This window comes from Rhizobium leguminosarum bv. viciae, from assembly GCF_012276115.1.
GTDB lineage: Bacteria > Pseudomonadota > Alphaproteobacteria > Rhizobiales > Rhizobiaceae > Rhizobium > Rhizobium leguminosarum_T.
This window is the reverse complement of record NZ_WIEU01000004.1, coordinates 486,634-512,080: the sequence shown is the minus strand read 5'-3', so window position 1 is coordinate 512,080 and position 25,447 is coordinate 486,634. Positions and strand designations below refer to the sequence as shown.

Below are 25,447 nucleotides of genomic sequence, written 5' to 3'. Positions count from 1 at the left end.
CTGCCCGCCTGCAAATTTTTCCGTGAGCACCACAGTTGCTACTTCTGCCTGTTGAAAGGCTGGCATTCGCGTGCCTTGAATCGATTCTCGACCAAGCGCCATCGCACCTGCGTTTTCGGGAATAACTGATTGAATTTAAATGATATATTCGGAAGCGTATTTGCGTGCCGCCGATTATCCTTTTCGCAATTGCAGAAAAACGGGTCATAAATCGCCGATACAACCTATGCGTAGCATCCCGCAATGCACACAAGAAAAAGTCCTCGACATTTCTACTGTATCGTTACAGATTGCATTCCTTAGGGAGGCGCGATTTTGGCAGGTGGGCGGGCTTACCGCGCTTGAGAAAGCCTCTATAAGCGACACCAATTCGCGCGAGGCAGGCTTACAGGGATGGAAAACAAGGGAAATTTCGGGCAGGCGGCATCGGCACCGACGGCGCGCGAGCGCCCGACATTGAAGACGATCGCCTTCATGACCGGCCTTGGCGTGACGACGGTGTCACGCGCGCTGAAGGATGCGCCGGATATCGGGGCCGAGACCAAGGAGCGCGTGCGCATGGTCGCCCGCCAGCTCGGCTACCAGCCGAACAGGGCGGGCGTGCGCCTGCGCACCGGCAAGACCAACGTCATCGCCCTCGTCCTCAGCATCGATGAAGAGATCATGGGCTTTTCGAGCCAGATGGTCTTCGGCATCTCCGAGGTGCTGTCCGGCACGCCCTATCATATCGTCATCACGCCGCATTCCCACAGCAAGGACCCGATGCAACCGGTGCGCTATATCCTCGATACCAGCTCGGCGGACGGCGTCATCATCTCCCGCATCGAGCCGGATGATCCGCGTGTGCGGCTGCTGACGGAGCGCGGCATGCCCTTCGCCACGCATGGGCGCACCGATGCGGGTCTCACCCACCCCTTCCACGATTTCGACAACGAGGCCTTCGCTCATCAGGCGGTGGAAAAGCTCGTCAAGCGCGGCCGCCGCCGCATCGCCCTGCTGCAGCCGCCGAGTAAGCTCACCTACTACGCCCATATTCGCATCGGCTTCCAAACCGGCCTGCATGATTACGGCGCCGAGGAAGTGCCGCTACGCGTCAACACCGACGCACCGCTCGCCGACATCCGCGACATCGTCGAGGTGATGATGCGCTCGGCCAACGCCCCAGACGGCATCGTCTGTTCGGCCGGTAGCGCGGCGATCGCCGTCAATGCCGGCATCGAAGCCGCCGGCAAGGCGCTCGGCCGCGATCTCGACATGGTCTCCAAGCAATCGGTACCGATCCTGAACTGGATCCGCCCCGAGATCATCACCGCCCAGGAAGACGTTCGCCAAGCCGGCCGCGAAATGGCCAAAGCCGTCATCGCCCGCATCGACGGCGTCGAGCCGGAGCTGCTGCAGAGCATCAGCCAGCCGACCTGGCCGGACAGCGGCAGATAAGGCCCTCACCGCCGCCGAATGCCAAAACGCTTGAGGTTCCAGGTCAATCTGCTGCATATAGCGGCAGGACGGGCGCGGAGGAGACGTCATGAACCTCAGACATCAGATCATCGCACTGACGGTCATCCCGCTCGTGATCGCGATTTTGACCGTCACCGCTTTCATCACCTGGCAGTCGGCCACCCTTGTCGGCAGCAGTATCGGCACGTTCGAGCGCAACATGCTGAAAGCCAAGGAAACCGAGCTGCTCAATCTGACGAACCTCGCATTGTCGGCGATCCAGAGCACCTATGATGCGGCCGGGCCTGATGACGAGGCGGCCAAGGAGAAGGTGCGGGAGATACTGACGTCGCTCGATTACGGCAAGGACGGCTATTTCTTCGTCTACGACTATGAAGGCAAGAACATCGTCCATCCCCGGCAGGCGTTCCGCCCGGGCCGCAACTGGCTCGACCTCGTCGATCCGGACGGCGATCCCGTCATCGCCAACCTGATCGAGAAAGCCAAGGAAGGCGGCGGCCTCCATCAGTACAAATGGCAGAAACCCTCCTCCGGCGAGATGGCGGACAAGCTCTCTTTCGCCGTCGGGCTCGACAAGTGGCAGTGGATGCTCGGAACCGGCGTCTATCTCGACGACGTCTTCGCCCAGACCGCCGCCGCCAAGGCGGATCTTCGCGCCAATATCCGCAAGACCTTCATGGTCGTGGCGCTGATCGCGGTTCCCTCCGTGCTTCTGGTCTTTGCGGCCTGCATGCTGGTGACGCTAAGGGAGCGCCGGATGGCGGACGGCAAGCTCAAAGAACTGACGAAGCGGATCATCGATACGCAGGAGCAGGAGCGCGCCCGCCTTGCCCGGGAGCTGCATGACGGCATCTCCCAGAATCTCGTCGGCGTCAGATATGCGATCGACCTGGCAAGCAGGAAGGTCCGCAGCAAAAGCGACGACGCCTCCGGCGCGATCGATCGGGGCGCCGAGGCCCTGAATGGAGCGATCAAGGAGGTCCGCCGGCTGTCCCACGATCTTCGTCCACGCGCGCTCGACGACCTCGGTCTTGCCGCCGCGCTCCAGGCGCTGCTTGCGGCCTTCACCGAAAGAACCGGCATCGACATGTCCCTTGATGCCACGCCCTTCCGCGGCAATCTCAAGCCGGAGGCGGCGACAGCGCTTTACCGTGTCGCCCAGGAAGCGCTTCACAATATCGAAAAGCACTCGGGCGCCACTGCCGGCTCGATCAAGGTCTGGACCGTTCGCGGCCGCGTTCGGATGATCATTGCCGACAACGGCCTCGGCTTCGATCATGGCGCGGTAAGCCAGGCTTCGCCAACGGGCGGGCTCGGGCTGCGCAACATGCAGGAGCGCATGGCGCATTTTGGCGGCGTCCTGCTGATCAACTCCACATCGGAGGGAACGACGCTGACCGCGATGCTTCCGAAATCCGCCGGGGCAAATCCCGACGGGGCTAAGGAGGCTGCATGAACGCGCCGGGAACCATCAGGGTGCTGCTGGTGGACAACCACCCGCTCGTCCTGGAGGGACTGGAAGCGCTGTTGAAGACCTATGATCACATCGAGGTCGTCGGCACAGCCGGCATGGCGCGTACCGGACTGGAGCTCGCATTGCGCACCAGGCCCGATGTCGTCCTGATGGACATAAACATGCCGCAGCTGAGCGGGATAGACGCCATCGAGCTCTTCAGGGAGAGCCTGCCGCGAACGCGTATCCTGATGCTTTCGATGCACGACAGCCGGGAATATATCTCGACCTCGGTGCTTCATGGCGCCGCCGGCTACATCCTCAAGGACGTCTCCACCGATGAGATCGTCTCCGCCATCGAGGCGGTCGCTTCGGGGAAGACCTATTTTTCGTCAGGCGTTTCCGAGGTCTTGCTCGAAAAGCGGTCGAATGCATCGCCGGTGCCTCTGACAACCCGCGAACATGACGTCCTGCTGCTGATCGCAGCCGGCCGGAGCAACCGCGACATCGCCCAATCGCTCGGCATTTCCGAAGCCACGGCGGAGACGCACCGCAAGAAGATCAAGAAAAAACTGGGCATCGCCACGACGGCCGGCCTCGTTCGTTTCGCGATCGACAACGGCCTCACCTCCCCGGAGGCAGACATACCCACTACTGGGTAGGCTTTCGGTTTTTGCCCGGAACGGCTCCTTGTTCGGATCTCCGCACGCCGATAGCACTTGGCGGACGGCGCGCTTCGTGCTGCCGTCGGGAGGATTATTCGATGTCTGGCTTACTGACGCTATCGCGTGCGATCGACGCGTTGAACACCTTTTTGGGCAAGGCTGTTTCCTGGCTGCTGCTCGCCGCCGTGCTGATCAGCGCCGTCAATGCGACGACCCGAAAGCTCTTCAATCTCAGCTCGAACGCCTGGCTCGAGGCGCAATGGTATCTGTTCTCGGCGGCTTTCCTCATCGCCGCCGCCTGGACGCTGCTCGGCAGCGAACACGTCAAGGTCGATCTGGTCTACGGGCATTTGCCGCGCCGCGCGCAGCTCTGGGTCGAGGTTTTCGGCACGATCTTCTTCCTGCTGCCCTTCTGCCTGGTGACGATCTATCTGTCCTGGCCGATCGTGATCGCCAAATTCCAGAGCGGCGAGGTGTCGAACAACACCGGCGGCCTGATCCTCTGGCCGGTATGGGCCCTGATCCCGGCAGGGTTCGGGCTGCTTGCCCTGCAGGGTCTGTCCGAACTCATTAAGCGCATCGCCATCCTCACCGGGGCAATGCCTGACGCCGTCGCCTTGGCCGACGCCGAAGCACAAGCGCTCTAAATCCAGGAACATCCCTATGTTTGCCTTCTTCGCGGAAAACCTCGCGCCGATCATGTTCCTGTCGCTGATCGTCGTGCTGCTGCTCGGCTATCCCGTCGCCTTCGCGCTCGCCTTCGTCGGCTTCGTGTTCGGCTTCATCGGCATCGAGATGGGCCTGCTGCCGATCAACCTCTTCGGCGCGATCCCGGATCGCATCTTCGGCCAGATGTCGAACGAGACACTGCTCGCCATCCCCTTCTTCACCTTCATGGGCCTGATCCTCGAGCGAAGCGGCATGGCCGAAGACCTGCTCGACACGATCGGCCAGCTTTTCGGCCCGATCCGCGGTGGCCTCGCCTTTGCCGTGATCTTCGTCGGCGCGATATTGGCGGCGACGACAGGTGTGGTTGCTGCCTCCGTCATCTCGATGGGCCTGATCTCGCTGCCGATCATGCTGCGCTACGGTTATGACCGGCGTGTCGCCGCCGGCACGATCGCGGCCTCCGGAACATTGGCGCAGATCATCCCGCCGAGCCTGGTGCTGATCATTCTCGCCGACCAGCTCGGCAGGTCCGTCGGCGACATGTACAAGGGCGCGCTTGTTCCCGGCCTCCTGCTCGTTGCCGCCTATGCCGGCTACATCATCGTCATGTCGTTCATTCGCCCGGCAAGCGTTCCCGCACTGCCGCCGGAAGCCCGATCCCTGCGCGGATGGAAGCTGCTCGGCAAGGTCGTCACCTCCCTCGTCCCGCCGCTCGTCCTGATATTCCTGGTTCTCGGCACGATCTTCATCGGCCTGGCGACGCCGACGGAAGGCGGCGCCATGGGCGCGGTTGGAGCACTGCTGCTTGCGGCATTCAACCGTCGTCTCGATCTCACGATGATCAAGTCGGCGCTCTACGCGACCGCCAAGCTCTCGTCCTTCGTGATCTTCATCCTGCTTGGCGCCCGCGTCTTTTCGCTGACCTTCTACGGCGTCAACGGCCATGTCTGGGTCGAGCACCTGATGACGTCGATCCCCGGCGGCGAGGTCGGCTTCCTGATCGTCGCCAACCTGCTGGTGTTCTTTCTCGCCTTCTTCCTCGATTATTTCGAGCTGGCCTTCATCATCATCCCGCTGCTGGCGCCCGTCGCCGACGCGCTCGGGATCGACCTGATCTGGTTCGGCGTGATGCTGGCGATCAACATGCAGACCTCGTTCATGCATCCGCCCTTCGGCTTCTCGCTCTTCTATCTGAGATCGGTCGCCCCGAGCCGCGCATACAAGGACAGGATCACCGGCGCGACGATACAGCCGGTCACATCTGGCCAGATCTACATGGGTTCCCTGCCCTTCCTGGCGATCCAGCTGGTCATGGTCACCATCGTCATCGCCTTCCCCGGCCTCGTCACCCACTACAAGGCGGGACAGGTGACCGTCGACCCCTCGACGATCCAGCTCAACGTGCCGATGCCCGGCCAAGGCGGAGAAAACCCGTTCAGCACCCCTGCCCAGCCGTTCGGCGCGCCCGAGCCATCCACCGGCGAGCCGGCAGCTCCATCATTCGGCGCCCCGGCCCCGGATTTCGGATCGCCGACGCCAAGCTTCGGCGAACCGCCTGCAGAACCTGCAAAATGAATGCCCCATTAATCACCTGAGGAGGACGAAATGACCAACACGATCAATCGACGTAACTTTCTGACGAAAGGCGCGATCGGCGGCGCAGCCACGGTGGCCGGCGCAGCCCTTGCAGCACCTGCCGTTGCGCAGGAACTGCCGACGATCAAATGGCGCCTGACATCAGGCTTCCCCAACAATCTCGACACCATCTATGGCGGCGCGGTCGTCATGGCCGATGCTCTGTCGAAGATCACTGAGGGCAAGTTCCAGATCCAGGTCTTCCAGGCCGGCGAACTGGTTCCCGGTCCGCAGGCGATCGACGCGGTCAAGGCCAATACGGTCGAAATCGCGCACACCTGCGGCTATTACTTCACCGGCAAGGATCCGACATTCGCGATCGGCTCGACCATCCCCTTCGGCCTCAACGGCCGCCAGCAGAATGCCTGGCTCTATCACGGCGGCGGCAACGAGGCCTATAACGAGTTCCTCGCAGACTATGGCGTGGTCGGCATTCCGGGTGGCGCCACCGGCGCCCAGATGGGTGGCTGGTTCCGCAAGGAAATCAAGAGCGTCGCCGATCTCAAGGGCGTCAAGATGCGCATCGCAGGCGTTGCCGGCGAGGTCATGTCAAGGCTCGGCGTTATCCCGCAGCAGCTGCCGGGCGGAGACATCTACCCCGCCCTCGAGCGCGGCACGATCGATGCGGCAGAGTGGATCGGCCCCTATGACGACGAACGTCTCGGCTTCTACCAGATCGCTCCGAACTACTACTACCCGGCTTACTGGGAAGGCGGCCTGACCATCCACTTCTTCATCAACAAGGCCCAGTACGAAGCACTGCCGGATGCCTACAAGGCCGCACTCGACGCCGCCTGCAAATCGGCCAACGTCAACATGCAGTCGCTCTACGACGTCAAGAACACCACGGCGATCCGCTCGCTCGTCGGCAAGGGCGTCAAACTCCGCCCGCTGCCGCGCGACGTCATGGACGCCGCCTACAAGGCCTCCTTCGAACTCTATGCGGAATACGGAGAGAAGCACCCCGCCTGGGCGAAGATCTATCCCGGCTGGAAAAAATTCCGCGACGAATCCTTCGAATGGTTCCGCGTCGCCGAATACAGCTACGACAGCTACATGTACGCCGCGCAGGCCGCCGGGAAATGACATGGAGGCCGGGCGAATTGTCTGGCCCGGATTGCTGCCAGACCCCCGGACAAATCCGGGGGTTTGCGATTCGTGGGGGTGTTTACGAAGTCCGGCCGCCGCGGCTGGCGAGAGCCGACCATCGGGGCTCAATCCGACGATTGGCTTGCGGTATCACGGGTCTTCGACGACGAAATTCACCAGTCGCCCCGGGACCACGATTTCCTTGACCACCATTCTGCCGTCGAGCAAGGCTATGACGGCAGGGTCGGATCGCACGGCTGCGAGCAGCGCCTCGCCAAGATCGGCGGCTTCGAAGCGGTGGCGAACCTTGCCGTTGATCTGCACCACGTATTCTCGGGTCTCCATCTCGACCATTGCAGGGTCGAACGCCGGCCAGGAAACCCATGTCAGCGTTCCCCGATGACCGAGCTTGCCCCATAACTCCTCCGCGAGGTGAGGCGCAAAAGGTGACAGCAACAGCACGAACGTCTCCACGACCTCCTGCGGTCGCACGATTTTCGCCGTCAGCGCGTTGGCCAGTTCCATCAGCCGGGCAATGGCGGTGTTGAACCGCATTGCTTCGATATCCGAGGTCACGGCCTTCACCGTCTGGTGGCGCAAGCGCAGAAGCTGTGGACTCGCAGTTTCCTCCCGCACCGCCAGCGAGAGTTCGTCGCGCTCGTCGCAGACGATGCGCCAGGCGCGCTCCAGAAACCGGCGCACGCCGATCACGCCGGCGGTCTGCCAGGGCTTTGCCGCATCCAGCGGCCCCATGAACATCTCGTACAGCCGCAACGCGTCGGCCCCGAACTGTTCGACGACATCGTCGGGATTGACAACGTTCAGCCGCGACTTCGACATCTTCTCAACGGCGCGCTGCACTTCGACCGGCCCAGCGAACCATCTGCCCTCCTCTTCGACGACGGAAGACGGCGCATAATACCGGCCCGCCGTATCGCGGTAGGAATGAGCAAGGATCATGCCCTGGTTGAATAGCCGCTGGAACGGCTCTTCCGTCGAAACGACCTTGATATCGTAGAGCACCTTGTGCCAGAAGCGGGCATAGAGCAGATGCAGGACCGCGTGCTCGGCGCCGCCGACATAGAGATCGACCGGCATCCAATAGCGCTCGGCCTCGCGCCCGACGGGTTCGCTGGTGTTCTCCGGATCGAGGAATCTGAGATAATACCAGCAGGAGCCCGCCCATTGCGGCATCGTGTTGGTCTCCCGCCGTGCCGGAATGTCGGTGCCCGGCACGGTCGTTTCGACCCAGGCCTGCGCACGGGCAAGCGGCGGTTCGCCATCCGGCGTCGGGGCGTAATCGTCGAGTTCCGGCGGCAGCAGCGGCAGGCATTCCTCCGGCAGCGGCATCACCGATCCATCCGCCAGATGCAGCATCGGGATCGGCTCGCCCCAGTAGCGCTGACGGGAAAACACCCAGTCGCGCAGGCGGTAGGTGACCTTCGGCCAGCCCGCGCCGTTCGCCTGCAGCCAGGCGATGATGGCGGATCTCGCCTCCGGCGAACCCAGGCCATCCAGGAAGCCGGAGTTGACCATCGCCCCCTCGCCCTCATAAGCCGCCTTATCGATATCGCCCTCGCTGTCGATCACGCGAATGATCGGCAGCTCGTGCGTATGGGCAAAAGCGTAGTCGCGCGCGTCATGAGCCGGCACCGCCATCAGGGCGCCGGTGCCATAACCAGCCAGCACGTAATCGGCCACCCAAACCGGCAGCCGGGCTCCGTTGGCAGGGTTGATCGCATAGGCGCCGGTGAAGACGCCCGTCTTCTCTCGCCCGGCATCGGCCCGCACCGTCTCTTCCAATTCTTCGGCCTCCGCAATATAGGCGGCCACCGCCTCGCGCATTGCGGGCTCGACGATGGCGGCAACGGCAGGATGCTCCGGCGCGAGCACGATATAGCTTGCTCCGAACAGGGTCTCGGGGCGCGTCGTGAAGACGGTGATGACCTCTTTGCCGTGCTCGAGCGGAAACCGGATTTCGGCGCCCTCGGAGCGTCCGATCCAGTTGCGTTGCATGGTTTTCAGGCTTTCGGGCCAATCGAGGCCGTCCAGCCCCTGCAGCAGCCGATCGGCATAGGCCGTGATGCGCAGCATCCACTGGCGCATCCTGCGGCGAATGACGGGATCGCCGGTCTCGACGTAACGTCCGTCCTTGACTTCCTCGTCGGCGAGCACGGCGTTCTGGGCCGGGCACCAGTTGACCGCGACCTCCGCCTGATAGGCGAGGCCCTTCTCGAATAGCTTCAGGAAGATCCACTGCGTCCAGCGCACATAGGCGGGATCGGTGGTGGCAAACTCGCGGCTCCAGTCATAGGAGAAGCCCAACCTCTGCACCTGCCCACGAAACGTCTCAATGTTGCGCTTCGTCGTGATATCAGGGCGCACGCCGGTCCGCATGGCGTGGCGCTCCGCCGGCAGGCCGAAGCTGTCCCATCCCATCGGATGCAGGACGTTGAAGCCGCGCATGCGTTTGTAGCGGCACACTATATCAGTGGCCGTATAGCCGAGGGGATGGCCGACATGCAGGCCCGCGCCTGAAGGATACGGAAACATGTCGAGCGCGTAGAATTTCGGTCTGGCCGGATCTATTTCCGCTCGAAAGATATGGTGCTCGGCCCAATAGGCCTGCCACTTCGGTTCGATCGTCCTGGGATCATAAGGCATGCATCGCTCCTGGCGCCGGCCGGCACTGGCGGCGGCGTGTCCTGAATATGGGAGGTGTTCTGTGGTTCAGGAGCAGCTACGGCTGCCGGTGCTCCGGTAACGTCCGGCAGCCGCCGCTAAGTCGCAGCGCATGGCGCTTCGGAAACGATGTGGTGCTCATGGATGGTGACTCAAGACAAATAAGGGGAAAGCAAACGACAGGTAACCCGGCTCCGATCAGGAGGCCGTGGTGGTAAGTCGTGCGCCGCCTTTGCGGACGATTGCTGCTTGAGTTGCCATGGTCATCAACCAAGAGTGCCCGACATGATCGCCTCTGCCAAGAGGGTAATTGCGTGAAAATCAAGTTCCCCCAACCTCACGGCGCGCTCCTCGCCAACTGACCAAGCACCGCCGCGATCTTCGGGTTGCGCCCCTCGCCGCGCCGCGTGATCGCATGGATGCCGCGGTAGACGGCTGGCGCGAGCGGCTTGACGATCAGCGTGCCGGCGAAATCTCGGAGCGCCAGCCCGGGCATCACCGAAATCGAGCACCCGGCTTCGACCAGCGCAAAGATGACTTCGAAGCTGTCGCTGAAGCCGTTCATCATGGGGTCGAAGCCGATATCGCGGCAGGCCTGGCGGATGGCCCTGCAATAGGCGCTGGAGGCGACGTCAAGCGCCCAATGTTCATCCCTCAGCTGTGCGAGTTCGATGACGGGCTCGCTCTCCAGCCTGTGGCCGACGGGCAGAAGCACGAAGAGTTGGTCGCGGCAAAGAAACAGCGTATCGGCCGTACCCTCCAGCGTGCGCGGATCGAAGGATATGTCGTCGGAAACGACGATATCGGTCTGCCAGGCTCTGAGCGCCGCCACGCCTTCGGCTGGCCCCATCGTCGTCAGGACGATGTCGAGATGCGGATGGTCTGTGGCGAGCTGGCGCATTGCGGCGGGGATGAAGGAGGAAGCCGCGGAGGGTTGGGCGGCGATCCTGAGGTCGCCCGCGACGATATTCTGCAACTCGGCAATATCAGTCTTGGCTTCCTCGACAATGCCGAATATCCGGTCGGCATGCACAACGAGCCGCTGTCCGGCCGGTGTCAGCGTCACCCCTCGCCCGCGCCGCTCGACGAGCGCAATGCCGACTTCGTCCTCCAGTTGGGCGATCTGCTGGGAAACGGCCGATGAGGAAATGCCGAGCGCGTCGGCGACCGCCGCCATCGTCTCGCGGCGCGAGAGCTCGCGAAGCGTGCGCAATCGGAAGAAATCCAAGCCCGTTTCTCCGGTTGATCAATCGGCCATAATTTCTAATCTATATGCTTATTTTAATTAAGTGGACCTGAAGAAAACTGCACCTTAGCCTTGGATTCGCAAACGGGGCATCGGTTCGAAAAAAGCCAAGATTGCCGGCCATCTCATGAGACGAGTCACGGGGATATCGACAGGATGCAGCAGAGTAGGGTGCCCTATTTCAGCCAATGGGAAACACCCGGCATGACACTGCCTGTGCTTGCCGAGGGATGGCAGGCTCTGCTCAGCGATCCGCTCTGGCGCCATTCTGGGGCCGCGACGATCGAGGAATATGCGCGCTGGGCGGTGAATGTCTGCGGCATGGCCTGCCTGAAGATGATCCTTGCTGCCCGCGGCGAGATCCATCCGACCCTCGAGCTTGCCCGCGCCTGCACCGCCTATGGCGGTTATGTGGTCAACGAGATCGACGCCTCGATCAAAGGGCTGACCTACGCGCCCTTCGTCCGCTTCGCCGCCGACCGTTTCGCGCTTAGCGCGGAGACGATGACCGGCGTCGAGACGCCAGCCATTTCCGAGCTTCTGTCGAAGCGCCGGTTCTTCATCGCCTCGGTGAACTCTGGCATCCGCTGGCCGGAGCGAGAACCGCCCTCGAAGGGCGGACACCTGGTGCTGGTGACGGCAGCCAGCGACGAGACAATCCGCTTTCACAACCCGTCCGGCCATGACGAGGCGAGCCAGGCTGACGTGACGCTGCCGCTTGCCGTATTCGACCGCTTCTTCGCCAATCGCGGCATATCGGTCGACGCCTGACCCTTTTCAACACCAGATCGTTTCGGAGGCTTTCATGATCCCAACCCCAAACAGGCTGCGCATTGCCGTGCTCTTCGGCGGCCGCTCGGCCGAGCACGAGGTTTCCGTGCTCTCGGCAACCAATGTCATGGGCGCGCTCAAGCCCGAAAAATACGACGCCATCCCTGTTTTCATCACCCGCGAGGGGCAATGGCTGCTGAGCAGTTTCGAGAATGGCGTGCTGGCGACACCTTCATCAGGCACGGAAATCTGCCTGGTGCCGGGTGGGTGCGGCCGCGTGCTGGCGATCCCAACTCATGGCGCGCCGTATGAGCTGGCGAGGATCGACATCCTATTTCCCGTGCTGCACGGCCCGCATGGCGAAGACGGATCGGTACAGGGCGCGGCGGAGGTGGCCCGCGTTCCACTCGCCGGTTGCGGCATCCTCGGTTCGGCCACGGCGCTCGACAAGGACATCGCCAAACGCCTGCTGAGGGCGGCGGGCCTGCCGGTGGCGCGCGCGGTGACGATCCATGAGGGTGCCGCCCCTTCACTGGCAGCCTTGGAAGGCGAGCTCGGCCTGCCGCTCTTCATCAAGCCTGCGCGCCAGGGATCGTCGGTCGGTGTCGCCAAGGTCCATGCCAGCCAGGAATTCGCGCCTGCCCTTACTGAGGCCTTCCGCCACGATCGCACGCTGCTCGCCGAGGAATTCGTGCGCGGCCGCGAGATCGAATTCAGTGTGCTGGAGGATGCGGCAGGAGAACTCTTCGTCTCCCGGCCGGGCGAGATCGTGCCGGCGGAAAGCCACGGTTTTTATAGCTACGATGCCAAATATATCGACGAGAAAGGTGCGGCGTTGAAAGTGCCGGCCGAACTGCCGCAGGAGGTGGAGACCGCCATGCGCGACGTGGCCGCAAGAGCCTTCCGGGCCGTCGGTTGCGACGGCATGGCCCGCATCGACTTCTTCCTGACGGATGACATGCAGTTCCTTGTCAATGAAATCAACACCATCCCCGGCTTTACCGATATCAGCATGTATTCCAAGGCGATGGCGGCAAGCGGCGTCACCTACGCCGAAATCATCGACCGACTGGTGGACCACGGCCTGGCGCGCGCCCGACGAGCCGCCTGAGACGGGAGCTTGAAGATGAACGGGTCGGTCTTGATTTCGGGATGTTCCGGCGGCGGAAAATCGACACTGCTTGCGGAACTTGCCGCCCGCAGTCATGCCGTCGTCGAAGAGCCCGGCCGACGGATCGTCAAACAGGAACTCGAAGGCGGCGGCGCGACTCTGCCCTGGGTCGACATGGCGGCCTTTGCCCGCCGCGCGATCGAGATGGCGATCGCCGATCACGCGGCGGCGCGTGAGCAGGCCGGCTGGACATTTTTCGATCGCGGGCTGATCGATGCGGCGGCAGCGCTGCAGCACCTGACCGGAGAACCGGTCCTGGAAAAATTGAGCGCCGCTCATCGCTATCACCCGAGGGTTTTTCTCACGCCGCCATGGCCCGAAATCTATACGACCGACCCCGAGCGGCGCCATGGCTTCGACGAGGCGGTCGCGGAATATGATCGACTTGCCGCCGTCTATCCGATGCTCGGCTACGACGTCGTCATACTGCCGAAAATCGCGGTCGCCGACCGGACGGATTTCATCCTCGACTGTCTCTCTCGGGAAACGAGGCAGCAGTAGACGAGATCGTCAGCGCCTGCGAAAAATGCACCACTGGAACGATTGCCGGCCACCGCCGGGTGTCGTGTGCTCCTCCCGCCAGTCACGCTGAAGCGCGAAGGTGGACGAGAATTCGGTCGCAAGCGCCACCGCGTCGTAACGCTGGACCGGCAAGCCGCTGCACCGTTCCGGCCCGTCCGGCGCGAAGGTCGCAATGATCACGACGCTACCCGGCGCCGTGCCGGTTTCGAGCGCGCGGCGATAGGCCAGCCGCTGCTCGGGCTCGGTGAGAAAGTGAAAGACGGCGCGGTCGTGCCACACATCGTAGTGGCGGCCGGGCTGCCATGAAGTGACGTCGGCAACCACCCAGACGATGCGGGCGGCTTCATCCCGCAGCCGCGCCTTGGCGACTTCGAGCGCCGGCGCGGCGTGTCGAGGACAGTGAGGTCTGACCACCCGCGCTCGACAAGACGGTCGACAAGGCTCGATGCGCCGCCGCCCACATCGATCAGCGAGGCCGTTGCCGGCAGTTGCAGATCGTCAAGCGCCCGCAAGGAAGGCCCGGGCGTCGGCTGATACCAGCTGACGCTGTCGGAAGGTTTCGTGCGGTAGACCTCGTCCCAGTGCTCCCGCTTCTCGCCTGTCATCCGATATCCCCATCTCTTGCAAAGCCCGATTCCCTAACTGATCAATATGTAGGGACTGAGACGTCTGCAACCAGTCGCAGTGTGCCCAGGATCATGTTCTCTGTTCAGGAAGCGAAGTGACGATAGACCAGATCCTTAGGGTCATCTCGGGGCGCTATGAGATCGAGACGCGCGCCCAGCCGCTCCGCAACGGCAACAGATGCCGCATTGCCGGGAGCAATATAGCTGACCAGCGACGGCAGCTTGAGCGTCGCGAAGGCCCAGTTGCGCAGCGCGAGCGCCGCTTCGGTCGCATAGCCTCTGCCCTCGTATGCGTCATAGACGAACCAGCCCAATTCCTTTTCGGGAAAGAGCGGTCCGTGATTGATCCCCACCTGACCGACGCATTCGCCGGTTTCGTCAAGGTCGATCATCAGCGCTCCGTGCCCGAAAAGCTGCCAGAGCGCCACGTCGTGACAGAACATCCCCCACGCCGCGCGCAGATCGAACGGACCGCCCATTCCGATGGATCGCGGCGACGCCATGATCTCAGCATAGGCGGCGAAATCGCCGATATCAGGCATGCGGAGCCTAAGACGCTCGGTTCGAATGGTCATCTCGCCCGCTTCGGACATGTCGTCGCCTTCTCTGTCAGCTTGGGTTTGGAGTTTCGGCCGTTGAACGAAATATTCTAGCTTTCAAATGCCGGAGCGAATTGCAACGTCCCGCTTGGCGGAGATCCGCGAAAAACAATCCTCTGCACGAGCTGCGTATCGAGGTCGAGGTATTTCAGTTGCCCGTCACTGCCGAACCCGACGCGGCTGTAGATCTCGGGATTGCCGATCAGGGCGCATCCGCTGGCGCCCATCTCGTTCAACAATTCGAGACCCCGTGCAATCATCGCCTTGCCGATACCCTGCCGCTGTCTCTCCGGCTTGACCGATATCGGCCCCAGCCCGAACCAGCCGTCATGCGCACCGTTGATCGTCACCGGCGAAAACGCCACATGCCCGAGAATCTCGCCATCCTGCTCGGCCACCAGCGATATCTTGAGATCGCCCGCCGCGCGAAGTCTTCGGACAATCTCCGCTTCCGTACCGTCGCTGTAGGGCATCGGCTTGAAGGCGGTCGAGGTCAGATCATGGATTGCATCGATATCATCAGGCGTTTCGTCTCGGATAAGCATCTCTGTCAATTCCTCGATCGCCATAGCTCACAGGTGCTATGCAGTGAAAATCGAAGACCAGCAAGCCAGGCTCCTCCAGCGGGAGCTGCGCCACGACATGCCCTTGCCGGTTCAACACGGCCGTCGGTCCCCAGGCGATGCGTCCGTCGCGCTCGCCTGTCACGTCGGACGATATCAGCCACAGGCCTGTCTCGCGGCATCTTTCACCGCGAACGGCATTATGCAGCGGCTTGAATATTTCCGCCTTCTCCCGTGACATCATGTTGTTGGACAGGCATAAGATCAGCGATGCGCCAGACGCAGCAACCTTTGCGGCTGCCTCCGGAAAATTGGTGTCGTAGCAGATGTTGATCCCGAAGCGCAGCGCACCGGTCGCAAAGAGCGGACTGTCCTTTCCTGCCTCGAAAGCCCGTTCGCCGGGCAGCAGGTGGGTTTTCCGGTAGCGACCGAGGAGAGCGCCGCGCTCGACGACGACGGCGGTGTTGAACAATCGCCCGTCATCGATCTCGATCAGCCCCATGACCAGCACCGGTCCCGACTTCGGCAACCGATCCAGGACTGCCGCGAACTCCGCCGATGCGAGATCGAGGGCAACACGCCGCGCCGATCGTTCATCGATCAGGTAGCCCTGCAGAAAGCCTTCTGGAAAGACCAGCAGGGCCACACCATCAGCCTCGGCGAGCGCCGCAACCTTAACCGCATAATCCAAGGCCGCCCCAACATTCTCCCGAAATTCCGGCGTCTGCGCGGCGGCTATCCGAATGCTCGTCACTTAGATCTCCGGGTTCTCGGCCGCGGCATTTCAGCAAGGCCCGGCACTGTGGCCGGGCCTCTCCTTGAAAATCGGCTGAACCTCAGAAGGTCGAGGCACCGCTGCCCCAGGGGCCGTGGTGGAAATCCCTACCATCAAGGCGGTCGAAGCCGTGGGCGCCGAAGAAGTCGCGCTGTGCCTGGATGAGGTTTGCCGTTCCCCTGCCCTGGCGATAGGCGTCGAAATAGGTCAGCGCCGAGGTCAGCGCCGGCACCGGCAGGCCGGCGGCAATCGCGGCACCGACGACACGGCGCAGCGCCGGGATCGATTCCTTGACCATGTCGGAGAAGGCTGGCGTGACGATCAGGTTTGCAGCGTCAGGCGACTTGGTGAAGGCCGAGGTGATCTCGTCGAGGAACTGCGAGCGGATGATGCAGCCGGCGCGCCAGATCCTGGCGATCGTCGGCATCGGCAGCGACCAGTTGAACTCGCGCGACGCCTCCGCCATCACCGCGAAGCCCTGCGCATAGGCGCCGATCTTGGCGGCGAAAAGCGCCAGCTCCAGATCCTTGTTGAGGTCGGGACCGTAAGCGATCGGGAAGGACACGGCCTGCGTTCCGAAGATCTTCTCGGCGGCTTCGCGCTGCGATTTCATCGAGGAGAGGCTGCGGGCGGCGACCGCGGCTTCGATCGCCGTTGCCGGAATGCCCATGTTCTGCGCCTCGATCGCCGACCACTTGCCGGTGCCTTTCTGGCCGGCCTTGTCGAGGATCATGTCGACCATCGGCCCGCCGGAAACCGGATCGGTTGCGGCAAGCACCTTCTCGGAGATTTCGATCAGGTAGGAGTTCAGCCGGCCCTTGTTCCATTCGCCGAAGATGCCGGAAATTTCCGAGGCACTCTTGCCGAGGCCGTCGCGCAGGATGCCGTAGATTTCGGCGATCATCTGCATGTCGGCATATTCGATGCCGTTGTGAATGGTCTTGACGAAATGGCCGGCGCCGTCATTGCCGAGCCAGGCGACGCAGGGCTCGTCATTGTAACGGGCGGCAATCGAGGTCAGCACCTTCTCGACGCGCTTCCAGGACTCTTCGGTGCCGCCGACCATGATCGACGGGCCGTGGCGCGCACCTTCTTCGCCGCCGGAAACACCCATGCCGATGAAGGTCAGATCGGTATTCTTCAGCCGATCGAAGCGGGCGACGGTGTCGCGGAAATTGGCGTTGCCGGCATCGATCATGATGTCGCCCTTGGAGAGATGCGGGCGCAGCAGCTCCATCTGCTGGTCGACGGGCTCGCCCGCCTTGATCATGATGATGATCGGACGCGGCGGCCGGATCGCATCGACGAATTCCTCGATGGTCTTGCAGGGAATGATCTGTTTCTTCAGATCGCCGGCGCTTTCGTAGAATTCGTCGGTTTTCTCCGGCGTGCGGTTGAACACCGCGATTTTATTGCCTTTCTCCGCGATGTTGAGCGCCAGGTTGGAGCCCATGACCGCAAGGCCGATCAGTCCGATTTCTGCCTTTTCCACGACAAACCTCCGATGTGTCATTTGGATCGGTGTTGTGGCACTGTCTCGGTCAAACGGCAAGTCTCGCAAGGGTCTAATCGGTTCGCAAAAGCCAATGAAATGAGGCTTGCAATATCCCCGTTTGTCCGACAACCCGCCGGCGGCCGCTTAATCCGAAGCCGCAAGTTTTTCGCGCGTCCTGCCCGCAATGCCCTATCTCATGTTATCATCAGTGCCTCGGGAGATATCGCATTGGCATCGGGAAAACGAAAAGAGGCGGCCCTCCTGGCGGCCCGCGCCGGCCGCTACCGCGAATATGCACCGCCGCCGACGCTGCGACGCCATTTCAGCCGCCTCTGGTCTCATGCGCTTTACAACGGACCGCCGGCAATGGTGGCGGTCGTGCCGGATGGCTATTGCGATCTCCTCTGGATCGACGGCCGGCTGGTCGTCGCCGGCCCCGACAAGACGGCGGCCTTTCCCGTCATCCAGCCGGGCGCGACCGTCATCGGCGCACGTTTTACGCCTGGCGCCGCGGCACCCTGGTTGCGGACGCCGCTCTCGGCGCTGGTCGGCTGCTCGGTGCCTCTTGCCGAAATCGGCCGGAAGGACACCGCCGAATTCGAAGCGCGGCTTGCGGATTGTCCCGACCCCTCGGCCACGATGGCGCTGTTTGGACGCCTGCTCGAAGAGACCGCGCGCGAAGCGGAGGAGCCCGCCCGCGACGCCGCCATGATCTTCGCCGCCGCCGACGGCGGCCGCCCGGCATCCGGCCTGCTCGACCAGCTCGGCATAATCGAAAGGCAGCTGCGCCGTCGCTGCCACCATCATTTCGGCTACGGCGCAAAGACGCTGGAACGGATTCGCCGGTTCCAGCGTTTCCTCGACCTCTGCCGCAAGTCGGGCACGATGCCGCTTGCCCGCCTTGCGCTGGAAGCGGGCTTTGCCGACCAGTCCCACATGACGCGGGAGGTCGGCGAGCTTTCGACGCTGACGCCCGCCGTCATTTTCGACCAACTCGGCATGCGGAAAAGAGGCGACTGACCGTTTTGTTCAAGACGCTGCCGGCCGGTCTGTTATTCTGACGAACAAATGACAGGGACCTGCAAGCCATGACGACAATGCCCGCGAAAATCATCCACCGGTCGATCGAGCGCGACTGGCGCGACGTCTATGAATTCGCCGGCAAGCCGGAGAACATGCCGCTCTGGGCCTCCGGCCTTGCGACCGGGCTCGATCCTGATGGTGCCGACTGGATCGCCGATGGCGCTCTTGGAAAAATCAGGGTTAGCTTCGTGCCTGCCAATGAATTCGGCGTGATCGACCATACGGTGACGATCGAATCCGGCCTCAGGGTCTATAATGCCCTGCGCATCGTGCCGAACGGCGATGGCTGCGAGGTCATGTTCACGCTGCTGCGTCTGCCCGGCATGACCGACGCGCAGTTTTCCGCCGATGCCGCCCATGTCGAGAAGGATCTCGCCATGCTGAAAGCCCTGATGGAGAGATAGATGGCCGAGAAGACAGAAAACCACGACCGCCGCATCGACTATGTCGAATTCAACGTCGCCGACATCGCTGCCGCCAAAGCCTTTTACGGCTCGGCCTTCGGCTGGCGTTTCACCGATTACGGCCCGAATTATTGCGAATTCGACGACGGCCGGCTGAAGGGCGGCTTTACCGATTTCGGACCGGTGCGGACAGGCGGCGGCCCGCTGGTCGTCGTCTATGCCAATGACCTGGAAGAAGTGCTGACCTCAGTCGAAAGAGCTGGCGGCACGATCTGCCGGCCGATCACCGATTTTCCCGGCGGCCGTCGCTTCCACTTCCTCGACCGCGATGGTTATGAGCTCGCCGTCTGGGCGGCTGCTTAACCAGGCTACCCAAGCCTATTGATCAGGCAGCCTGCGACAGCCGGTCGAGATCTTCCATGACGAGCAGGGCGCCGATCACCGTGCCGCCCGCATCGCGTAGCGGCGACATACGACAGCGCACCTGCCGCGACCCGCCGCTGCCGTCCGAGCGCTCATAGGTATAGTCGATCTGGTCGCCGGCAAAACAGGCGTCGAGCTTGTGCTTGGCGCATTCGGCAAACCGCTCCTCGCCGATGAATTCGGAAAGGTGGCGGCCGATGAGTTCCATTGGCTTCCTGTTGAGATGGGCGCTGTTGGCTGGATTGGAATAGAGGTAGCGATAGTCCCTTGTCAGCACCGCCACGCGATCCGGCAGACTTTCGAGGATCGCCGCGTTGAGGAACTGGCCATTGTCGGTATCCGGCACATAGGCCGGCGGCGGCTCTATGCGCACATCCTGCGGAGAAGGCACGCGCCAGTCCGGCCCATGCGCCCCGAAATAGCGGTCGAGCAGATAGGAAAGCACCGACGTATGCTCCGTGACGCTGGCGCTATCGTCGGCATCCTGGCTGATCAGGTGGCTCACGAACTGCAGCTGCATGTAGACTTCGAGCAGATTGGCTGCCCGGCAGGCGAGGATTGCCTCAACCAGCGGCTCGACATGACGGTCGAGCGCCGTGACGCGCTGGTCGTCGCCCAGGCGTATGGCTTCCTCGATTTGCACGCAACGCAAAGAAAAAGCTCGAAAAAGCTCCAGCAAGACGCCTCCCACTCCCATTGTGCCAAGAGACGAGTCCGAAACCTCACATGGCCGCATTTCCCAAAAATGCGCCTTCCGGTAGACATTATTCGCGCCTTGGTGGTGACGGGTAACATGAAGCGCCCTCAGTTTCAATCCGAGAGCACCTGCCGCTTTTCACCGCTGATAAATGGGGGTGGACCTTTTTTGAGTGTGATGCCGAAAAGTGTGAGCGGTTTTCGGGCGACATCATGCTCCAACTATTCGTTTGGAGCATCCTATTCTAAGGCGCGATCGTCTGCTTGATCTGCCAGCGGTCGTGATACCAGAGCCACTGCTCCGGATATTCCCGTACCCAGCTTTCCACCTTGTCGTTGAGCAGCTGGGCGGCGGCCGGCAGGTCGAGATTGCCCTTGGCGTCGCGCGGCATGTTCAGCCGCGGCTCGATTTCCAGCCGATAGCGATTTCCCGGCAGCCGGATGCAGCGCGCCGGATAGACTTCGCAGTCGAACTGGCGCACCAGCTTCGGCAACAACGGATTGGTCTTGACATCGCGCCCGAAGAAGGTGCCCTTCAGTCCCTTGCGGAATTTCTGATCGACCAGCACGCCCACCCCCTGGCCTGCTTCCAGCTGACGGGCGAGCGCGAAGGACGAGCCTGCATGCGAAGGCACCAGCTTGCCCATGCGGGCGCTCCGGAAGTCGAACACCTTCTTGGCGACATAAGGATTATTCGGTGGACGAAAGAGCACGGTGACGTTGAGCCCGAAGGCGGCACCCGCCACCGGCAGCAGCTCGAAATTGGCGGTATGGCCGGTAAAGACGATGAAGGGGCGCGGATTGTCGCGCAGGTCGAGGAAGATCGGGACGCCCGACACCTCCACCCTGCCCGGCTCCGCCTTTTCAGGATCATAGTCGAACAGCTGATCGAGGAAGACGTATTCGGCCGCAAGCCGGCCCATATTGCCCCAGCTGCCGAGCGCGATCTCCTCGATCTCGGCCTCGCTCTTGTCAGGGAAGGCATTGCGCAGATTGGTCAGCATCAGTCTGTGGCGGCTGGTCAGCCGACCGAGGCGGCGCATCATCCTGTCGGCGAAGCGGATCGCGCCATCGGCCGGAAACAGCTTCAGGAAATTCAGGAAGCCGAACATCATCTGAGCCACCAACCATTGCTGAAAATTCCTCAGCGCCAGAACGATCCGGGTGATGAAGAGCTTCACGCGGTCAGTCCATCTTCAGGATGATCTTGCCGAAGATCTGGCGCGATTCCATCCGCTCCAGCGCCCGGTCGATATCGCTGAAGCTGACCTCGGTATCGATGACGGGATGGACGAGCCCGCTGCCCATCTTTTGCATCGCATCCGCCATGTTCTCCATGCGGCAGCCGAAGGAGCCGAAGAGCTTCAGCTGTTGCTGGAACAGCATCATCAGGTTCATCTCTGTCGAAACACCCGAGGTCGAGCCGCAGGTGACGAGGCGCCCGCCGCGCTTCATGCAGAGCATCGAGCCTGCCCAGGTGTCCTTGCCGACATGTTCGAAGACGACGTCGACGCCCTTCTTCTTGGTGAGCTTGCGCACCACGCCTTCGAAACGGTCGGTGCGGTAGTTGATGACGTGATCAGCGCCGAGCGCCTTGGCCTTTTCGATCTTGTCGTCCGAACCGACCGTGGTGATGACGGTGCAGCCGATCTTCTTGGCAAGCTGGATCGCCGCCGTGCCGATGCCGGAGCCGCCGGCATGGACAAGGATCGTCTCGCCCGGCTCAAGCTTGGCATTGTCGAACAGCATGTGCTCGACCGTGCCGAAGGTGACGGGAGCAAGCGCCGCGCCGATCGCGTCGACACCGGGAGGGGCCGGCACCAGCAGGCGCGCCGGCAGGTTGACCTTCTCCTGCGCGAAGCCGTCGAGATGGAAGCCGTGCACGCCGGAGACATGTTCGCAGAGATTGTCGCGGCCTTCGCGGCAGGGGCGGCAGAGGCCGCAGGTGCGCGCGCCGTAGATCGCGACGAGTTGGCCCGGCAGCACGTTGGCGACGCCCGGCCCGATGGCCTCGACGACGCCAGAAGCTTCCGCACCGATGACCAGCGGCATCTTGCGCTTGGCGAATGCCATGCCGCGCCAGCCCCAGACGTCGATATGGTTGAGCGCCACCGCCTTGACGCGCAGCGTCACCTCGCCGGCACCAGGAGCGTCCGGTTCCGGCAGGTCGGTGATCTCAAGCTTGCGGTCATCGATCAGTTGCAAAGCGCGCATGGCAAAATCCCTCGCCTTCAAGACGGTCTTCTTGTTTTGAAATTGTCGCGAACCGCTTAAGCCGGTTCGAGCGCCATGACAAGGCTGGCATTCTGCCCGCCGAAGCCGAAGGAGTTGGAAAGCACGGCTGAAACCTGGGCTTCCCGCTTCTTGTTCGGCACGACATCCAGAACGATCGACGGATCGGGGTTGTTATAGTTGATCGTCGGCGGCAGCGTCCCGGTCAGCATCGTCTGCAGCGAGAACACCGCCTCGACGGCGCCTGCCGCCGTCAGGGTATGGCCGATCATCGACTTGTTGGACGACACCGGAATGCCGACGAGCCGATCGCCGAACACGGCCGACATCGCGCCATACTCCATCTTGTCGTTCTCCGGCGTCGAGGTGCCGTGCGCATTGATGTAGCCGATGCCGCTCTCGTCGATGCCGGCATCGGCAAGGGCCGCGCGGATCGTCGCAATTGCCGGGCCGCCATCGGGCGACGACCGGGTGCGGTGGAAGCTGTCGGCCTTGTCGCCGGCGCCCTTCATGATGCCGAGCACCTTGGCGCCGCGGGCAACCGCCGATTCCAGCGATTCCAGCACCAGGGTCGCAGCACCTTCGGCGATGACGAAGCCGTCGCGATCCTTGCTGAACGGCTTGGAAGCCTTGGTCGGCGGATCGTTCTGCGTCGAAAGAGCTGACAGCAACGAGAAGCGGATCAGCGCTTCGGCACTCAACGATCCGTCGGTCGCGACCGTCAGTGCGCGATCGGTGCGGCCTTGGCGGATCGCCTCGATGCCGAGCTGGATCGCCGTGACGCCAGAGGCGCAGGCGGTCGACAGCGTGACGGGAAGGCCGCGGGTGCCGAACCGGTCGGCAAGGCGCTCGGAAATCGCACCGAACAGGGCCGCCTCATGGAAGGCCGGATCCGGACGCTGACGCAGCGCGGTCAGGAAGCGCTCATAGGCATCCCCTGGATGGTCGGAAGCCGGCGAACGGTCGGCAAGCTCGAAGCGCGCGCTCCACTCCGGCTCGATCGGCGGGGCGGCGAGAAACAGCGGGCCGTTGAAATCGCCGGACAGGCCGGCATCGGCAAGCGCCTCGATCGTCGTTTCGCGGGCAAAGGCATAGGAGCGCTCGACGGCGTTCGGCACCGGGATACCGATAAAATCGACGGTGCCGGCGATCCGCGTCGACAGGCCCTCGGTCGGGAATCGGTTGATCTCGTGGATGCCCGACGTGCCTGACGAAAGCGCTGCCCAGTTATCGCTGAGGCCCTGACCGAGCGAGGTGATGATGCCCATGCCGGTAACAGCCACGATCGGACGGCCGAGGTGATCTCTATAAGCGGAAGCTGTCATATCTCTCACTCCTCACGCATCTGCGGAAAGAACGGCGACGCCCTCGCCGCGCTGGTGTCCGACCGTTGTCACGACGGCGGCCGTGGCCCCTGCCCGCATGGGCGCCTCATGGGCGGCGTCGAACGGCGGAACCTTGGCCTTGCCGTCGACGGCAAGGGCGGCAAGCGCCAGACCCAGCGTGAACTGCGTCTCGATCGTATGGCCGGTGACGCCGCCGAAGCCGCGGATCGCGACGTCGGGTAATTGATGTTCGAGCACCGCCCGCTCGCGGGCGGCAAGATCGTGCATGCCGGTCGATCCGGAAAAGATCGCCGTGCTCTCAGTGGCAAGCCCGGCAGCCGGCGCCAAAAGCCGCTCCAGCCGAACTTCGAGATTGCCGGAATTGCGGTTGCCGCGGTCGCCCTCGACCGCGTCGATGACAGCATAGATATGGGCGCCGCGGGCTCTAGCGTGTTGGCGCGATTCCAACACCAGGAAGGCGCCTGCCGAACCGGTGATCATGCCGCCGCCGTCGCTCGGCCTGCGCGACCAGAGCGGCACCCAGTCGCCGCGCGCATGGGCGCCGATCGCTTCGGTGAGCAGGATCATGTCAGGCCGCTCGGCCGCGAAGGCGCCTCCAACAAGCGCATGCGAGGATTCGCCTGATTTGATGCGGTAGAAGGCGGTCTCGACGGCGGATATGCCGGCCGCTTCCTCGCCCATGAAGGTACGCGACGAGCCGGTGACCTTGTGCACGATCGAGATGTTACCGGCGAGCAGGTTGGAAAGCTGGGCGAGGAACAGTGTCGGCCTCAGCTCGGTCGTCAACTTCTCGTTGAGCAGCAACTCGCGGTCATTGCGCTTCAGCGCTTCGTCGACGATCAGTGTGTCAACATTGATGTCGCGCTCGCCGCCGCCGGCCGCCACGATCATGTCCATCGTGCCGCAGGCTTCGATATCATCCTTGAAGCCGGCATCGTCGAGCGCAAGGCCGGCGGCGAAGACGCCGATGCGCTGCCAGTTCTCCATCTGGCGTTGATCGCCGCGCTTGGCGATCTGCTGCGACCAGTCGATCTCGGGCAGCGGATGCACCGGATAGGGCTTGAACTTTTCGGTCTCGACAATCGCCTTCGGCGTGCTCGCGGCCGAAAGCAGCGCGATATGCGCATCCTTGCCGACGCCCTGACAGGTGACGATGCCGATGCCCGAGATAACGACGTCGTTTGCAGCCTTGCTCATCCAATCACTCCCTGCGCCGCGATCGCTTCGAGAAGCCCGATCTCGCCGGCACGTTTCTTCACGATATCGCCGAGCGGCACCTCGGAAAACGGCATGGTGCGCAGTTTCAGCTGCGCATCGCAGACCTTCTTGCCGCCGCTGGTGATTTTAGCCTTGGTGACCGCGAAACCCGAACCGTCATGCTCCAGCACCGCCTCGATGTCGAGCACGGCTTCCGGTTCGACGAAAGTGCGCATCTTGGCGCCGTCGACGGTCATCAGGAAGGGCATGGCGGCAAAATTGGTGACGGCAAGCACCAGCATGCCGGAGGCCTGGGCCATGGTCTCGATCAGCAGCACGCCGGGAACGAGCGGCATGCCGGGGAAATGACCCTCGAAGACGGGGCTCTTCGCCGGCACGACGGATCGCGCCTTAAGCGTGCCCTTCTTCAGGTCCACCGCTTCGACGCGGTCAATCATCTGGAAATATTCCAGCAGCATTCGGATCCTCCGGCCCGACAGGCCAGATCCGCCCGCCGGTGACGCCTAAAGCGCGTCTGGTTCGCACTTTAGGTCTTTGTTTTTATGCATGCCGCCCAAAACCGCTGCGCACTTTTGGGCGGCATGCACTAGTTAGGAACGAAACCGCCCGGCCGCCATATTCAGGGC

24 protein-coding genes and 1 pseudogene are annotated in these 25,447 nt (G+C 62.8%); 12 read left to right on the top strand and 13 right to left on the bottom strand.

Features of this window, described 5'->3' with window-relative positions:
* The first annotated feature begins 393 nt into the window (after positions 1 to 393).
* From GFM02_RS10960 to GFM02_RS10935, 6 genes are all read left to right on the top strand, one after another.
* Positions 394 to 1,437, top strand: a complete 1,044-nt coding sequence (locus GFM02_RS10960) for a LacI family transcriptional regulator (RefSeq protein ID WP_168321667.1) — start codon at positions 394 to 396, stop codon at positions 1,435 to 1,437.
* Positions 1,438 to 1,525: 88 nt separating this feature from the next.
* Positions 1,526 to 2,914: a cache domain-containing protein gene (locus GFM02_RS10955; RefSeq protein ID WP_168321666.1), complete on the top strand. Its 1,389-nt coding sequence runs from the start codon at positions 1,526 to 1,528 to the stop codon at positions 2,912 to 2,914.
* Positions 2,911 to 3,573, top strand: a complete 663-nt coding sequence (locus GFM02_RS10950; protein WP_020050312.1) for a response regulator transcription factor — start codon at positions 2,911 to 2,913, stop codon at positions 3,571 to 3,573. Before GFM02_RS10955 ends, GFM02_RS10950 begins: the two co-directional genes overlap by 4 nt.
* Before the next feature lie 101 nt (positions 3,574 to 3,674).
* Entirely contained in the window at positions 3,675 to 4,223 is a 549-nt protein-coding gene (locus GFM02_RS10945; protein ID WP_168321665.1) for a TRAP transporter small permease subunit, read from the top strand.
* A gap of 16 nt (positions 4,224 to 4,239) precedes the next feature.
* Positions 4,240 to 5,820 carry a TRAP transporter large permease gene (locus GFM02_RS10940; RefSeq protein ID WP_168321664.1) on the top strand — a complete coding sequence of 527 codons (1,581 nt, stop codon included), beginning with the start codon at positions 4,240 to 4,242 and terminating at the stop codon, positions 5,818 to 5,820.
* A gap of 30 nt (positions 5,821 to 5,850) precedes the next feature.
* Positions 5,851 to 6,966: a TRAP transporter substrate-binding protein gene (locus GFM02_RS10935; protein WP_025394893.1), complete on the top strand. Its 1,116-nt coding sequence runs from the start codon at positions 5,851 to 5,853 to the stop codon at positions 6,964 to 6,966.
* A gap of 153 nt (positions 6,967 to 7,119) precedes the next feature.
* Here GFM02_RS10935 and leuS read toward each other — a convergent pair whose 3' ends face one another.
* Positions 7,120 to 9,633, bottom strand: a complete 2,514-nt coding sequence (gene leuS / locus GFM02_RS10930; protein WP_168321663.1) for a leucine--tRNA ligase — start codon at positions 9,631 to 9,633, stop codon at positions 7,120 to 7,122.
* A gap of 355 nt (positions 9,634 to 9,988) precedes the next feature.
* Positions 9,989 to 10,879: a LysR family transcriptional regulator gene (locus tag GFM02_RS10925; protein WP_168321662.1), complete on the bottom strand. Its 891-nt coding sequence runs from the start codon at positions 10,877 to 10,879 to the stop codon at positions 9,989 to 9,991.
* Between the two features lie 174 nt (positions 10,880 to 11,053).
* Here GFM02_RS10925 and GFM02_RS10920 point away from each other — a divergent pair, with 174 nt between their 5' ends.
* Genes GFM02_RS10920 through GFM02_RS10910 form a run of 3 tightly spaced genes read left to right on the top strand, consistent with a single transcriptional unit; the run spans position 11,054 to position 13,340 of the window.
* On the top strand, positions 11,054 to 11,668 hold the full coding sequence (locus GFM02_RS10920) for a C39 family peptidase (RefSeq protein ID WP_168321661.1): 615 nt from the start codon (positions 11,054 to 11,056) through the stop codon (positions 11,666 to 11,668).
* A 34-nt stretch (positions 11,669 to 11,702) separates the two neighbouring features.
* A complete protein-coding gene (locus GFM02_RS10915; RefSeq protein ID WP_168321660.1) occupies positions 11,703 to 12,779 on the top strand; it encodes a D-alanine--D-alanine ligase family protein in 1,077 nt (358 codons plus the stop codon).
* Positions 12,780 to 12,794: 15 nt separating this feature from the next.
* Entirely contained in the window at positions 12,795 to 13,340 is a 546-nt protein-coding gene (locus GFM02_RS10910; protein ID WP_168321659.1) for an AAA family ATPase, read from the top strand.
* A gap of 9 nt (positions 13,341 to 13,349) precedes the next feature.
* Here the strand turns inward: GFM02_RS10910 and GFM02_RS10905 are convergent.
* The 5 genes and pseudogenes from GFM02_RS10905 to gndA all read right to left on the bottom strand — a co-directional run bounded on the left by GFM02_RS10905 (position 13,350) and on the right by gndA (position 17,437).
* A pseudogene (locus GFM02_RS10905) lies at positions 13,350 to 13,966 on the bottom strand (class I SAM-dependent methyltransferase).
* A 104-nt stretch (positions 13,967 to 14,070) separates the two neighbouring features.
* A complete protein-coding gene (locus tag GFM02_RS10900; RefSeq protein WP_168269890.1) occupies positions 14,071 to 14,580 on the bottom strand; it encodes a GNAT family N-acetyltransferase in 510 nt (169 codons plus the stop codon).
* Positions 14,581 to 14,636: 56 nt separating this feature from the next.
* A complete protein-coding gene (locus GFM02_RS10895) occupies positions 14,637 to 15,131 on the bottom strand; it encodes a GNAT family N-acetyltransferase (RefSeq protein ID WP_168321658.1) in 495 nt (164 codons plus the stop codon).
* On the bottom strand, positions 15,106 to 15,903 hold the full coding sequence (locus GFM02_RS10890) for a nitrilase-related carbon-nitrogen hydrolase (protein WP_168321657.1): 798 nt from the start codon (positions 15,901 to 15,903) through the stop codon (positions 15,106 to 15,108). The genes GFM02_RS10895 and GFM02_RS10890 overlap by 26 nt, the downstream gene beginning before the upstream one ends.
* A gap of 82 nt (positions 15,904 to 15,985) precedes the next feature.
* Positions 15,986 to 17,437 carry an NADP-dependent phosphogluconate dehydrogenase gene (gndA, locus tag GFM02_RS10885; protein ID WP_205930253.1) on the bottom strand — a complete coding sequence of 484 codons (1,452 nt, stop codon included), beginning with the start codon at positions 17,435 to 17,437 and terminating at the stop codon, positions 15,986 to 15,988.
* A gap of 210 nt (positions 17,438 to 17,647) precedes the next feature.
* Here gndA and GFM02_RS10880 point away from each other — a divergent pair, with 210 nt between their 5' ends.
* From GFM02_RS10880 to GFM02_RS10870, 3 genes are all read left to right on the top strand, one after another.
* Positions 17,648 to 18,439, top strand: a complete 792-nt coding sequence (locus tag GFM02_RS10880) for a helix-turn-helix domain-containing protein (RefSeq protein ID WP_168321655.1) — start codon at positions 17,648 to 17,650, stop codon at positions 18,437 to 18,439.
* 68 nt (positions 18,440 to 18,507) lie between these two features.
* Complete coding sequence (locus tag GFM02_RS10875) at positions 18,508 to 18,906, top strand: polyketide cyclase (RefSeq protein WP_020050326.1); 399 nt, start codon at positions 18,508 to 18,510, stop codon at positions 18,904 to 18,906.
* Complete coding sequence (locus GFM02_RS10870; protein ID WP_017964658.1) at positions 18,907 to 19,269, top strand: VOC family protein; 363 nt, start codon at positions 18,907 to 18,909, stop codon at positions 19,267 to 19,269.
* Between the two features lie 22 nt (positions 19,270 to 19,291).
* On the opposite strand, the gene GFM02_RS10865 is transcribed toward GFM02_RS10870, so the two are convergent.
* The 6 genes from GFM02_RS10865 to GFM02_RS10840 all read right to left on the bottom strand — a co-directional run bounded on the left by GFM02_RS10865 (position 19,292) and on the right by GFM02_RS10840 (position 25,279).
* Positions 19,292 to 20,008, bottom strand: coding sequence for a PAS domain-containing protein (locus tag GFM02_RS10865; RefSeq protein WP_131619751.1), 717 nt, complete (start codon positions 20,006 to 20,008; stop codon positions 19,292 to 19,294).
* 262 nt (positions 20,009 to 20,270) lie between these two features.
* Positions 20,271 to 21,206: a lipid A biosynthesis lauroyl acyltransferase gene (locus tag GFM02_RS10860; RefSeq protein WP_168321654.1), complete on the bottom strand. Its 936-nt coding sequence runs from the start codon at positions 21,204 to 21,206 to the stop codon at positions 20,271 to 20,273.
* A gap of 4 nt (positions 21,207 to 21,210) precedes the next feature.
* Positions 21,211 to 22,239 (bottom strand): zinc-binding dehydrogenase, encoded by a 1,029-nt coding sequence (locus GFM02_RS10855; protein WP_168321653.1) that lies wholly within the window; start codon positions 22,237 to 22,239, stop codon positions 21,211 to 21,213.
* Positions 22,240 to 22,295: 56 nt separating this feature from the next.
* Positions 22,296 to 23,582: a beta-ketoacyl-ACP synthase gene (locus GFM02_RS10850; RefSeq protein WP_003540471.1), complete on the bottom strand. Its 1,287-nt coding sequence runs from the start codon at positions 23,580 to 23,582 to the stop codon at positions 22,296 to 22,298.
* Positions 23,583 to 23,594: 12 nt separating this feature from the next.
* Positions 23,595 to 24,800: a beta-ketoacyl-ACP synthase gene (locus tag GFM02_RS10845; protein ID WP_168321652.1), complete on the bottom strand. Its 1,206-nt coding sequence runs from the start codon at positions 24,798 to 24,800 to the stop codon at positions 23,595 to 23,597.
* The gene (locus tag GFM02_RS10840; protein WP_003540474.1) at positions 24,797 to 25,279 is read right to left on the bottom strand and encodes a 3-hydroxyacyl-ACP dehydratase FabZ family protein; all 483 of its coding nucleotides are present in this window, start codon (positions 25,277 to 25,279) and stop codon (positions 24,797 to 24,799) included. Before GFM02_RS10840 ends, GFM02_RS10845 begins: the two co-directional genes overlap by 4 nt.
* Positions 25,280 to 25,447: the final 168 nt, after the last annotated feature.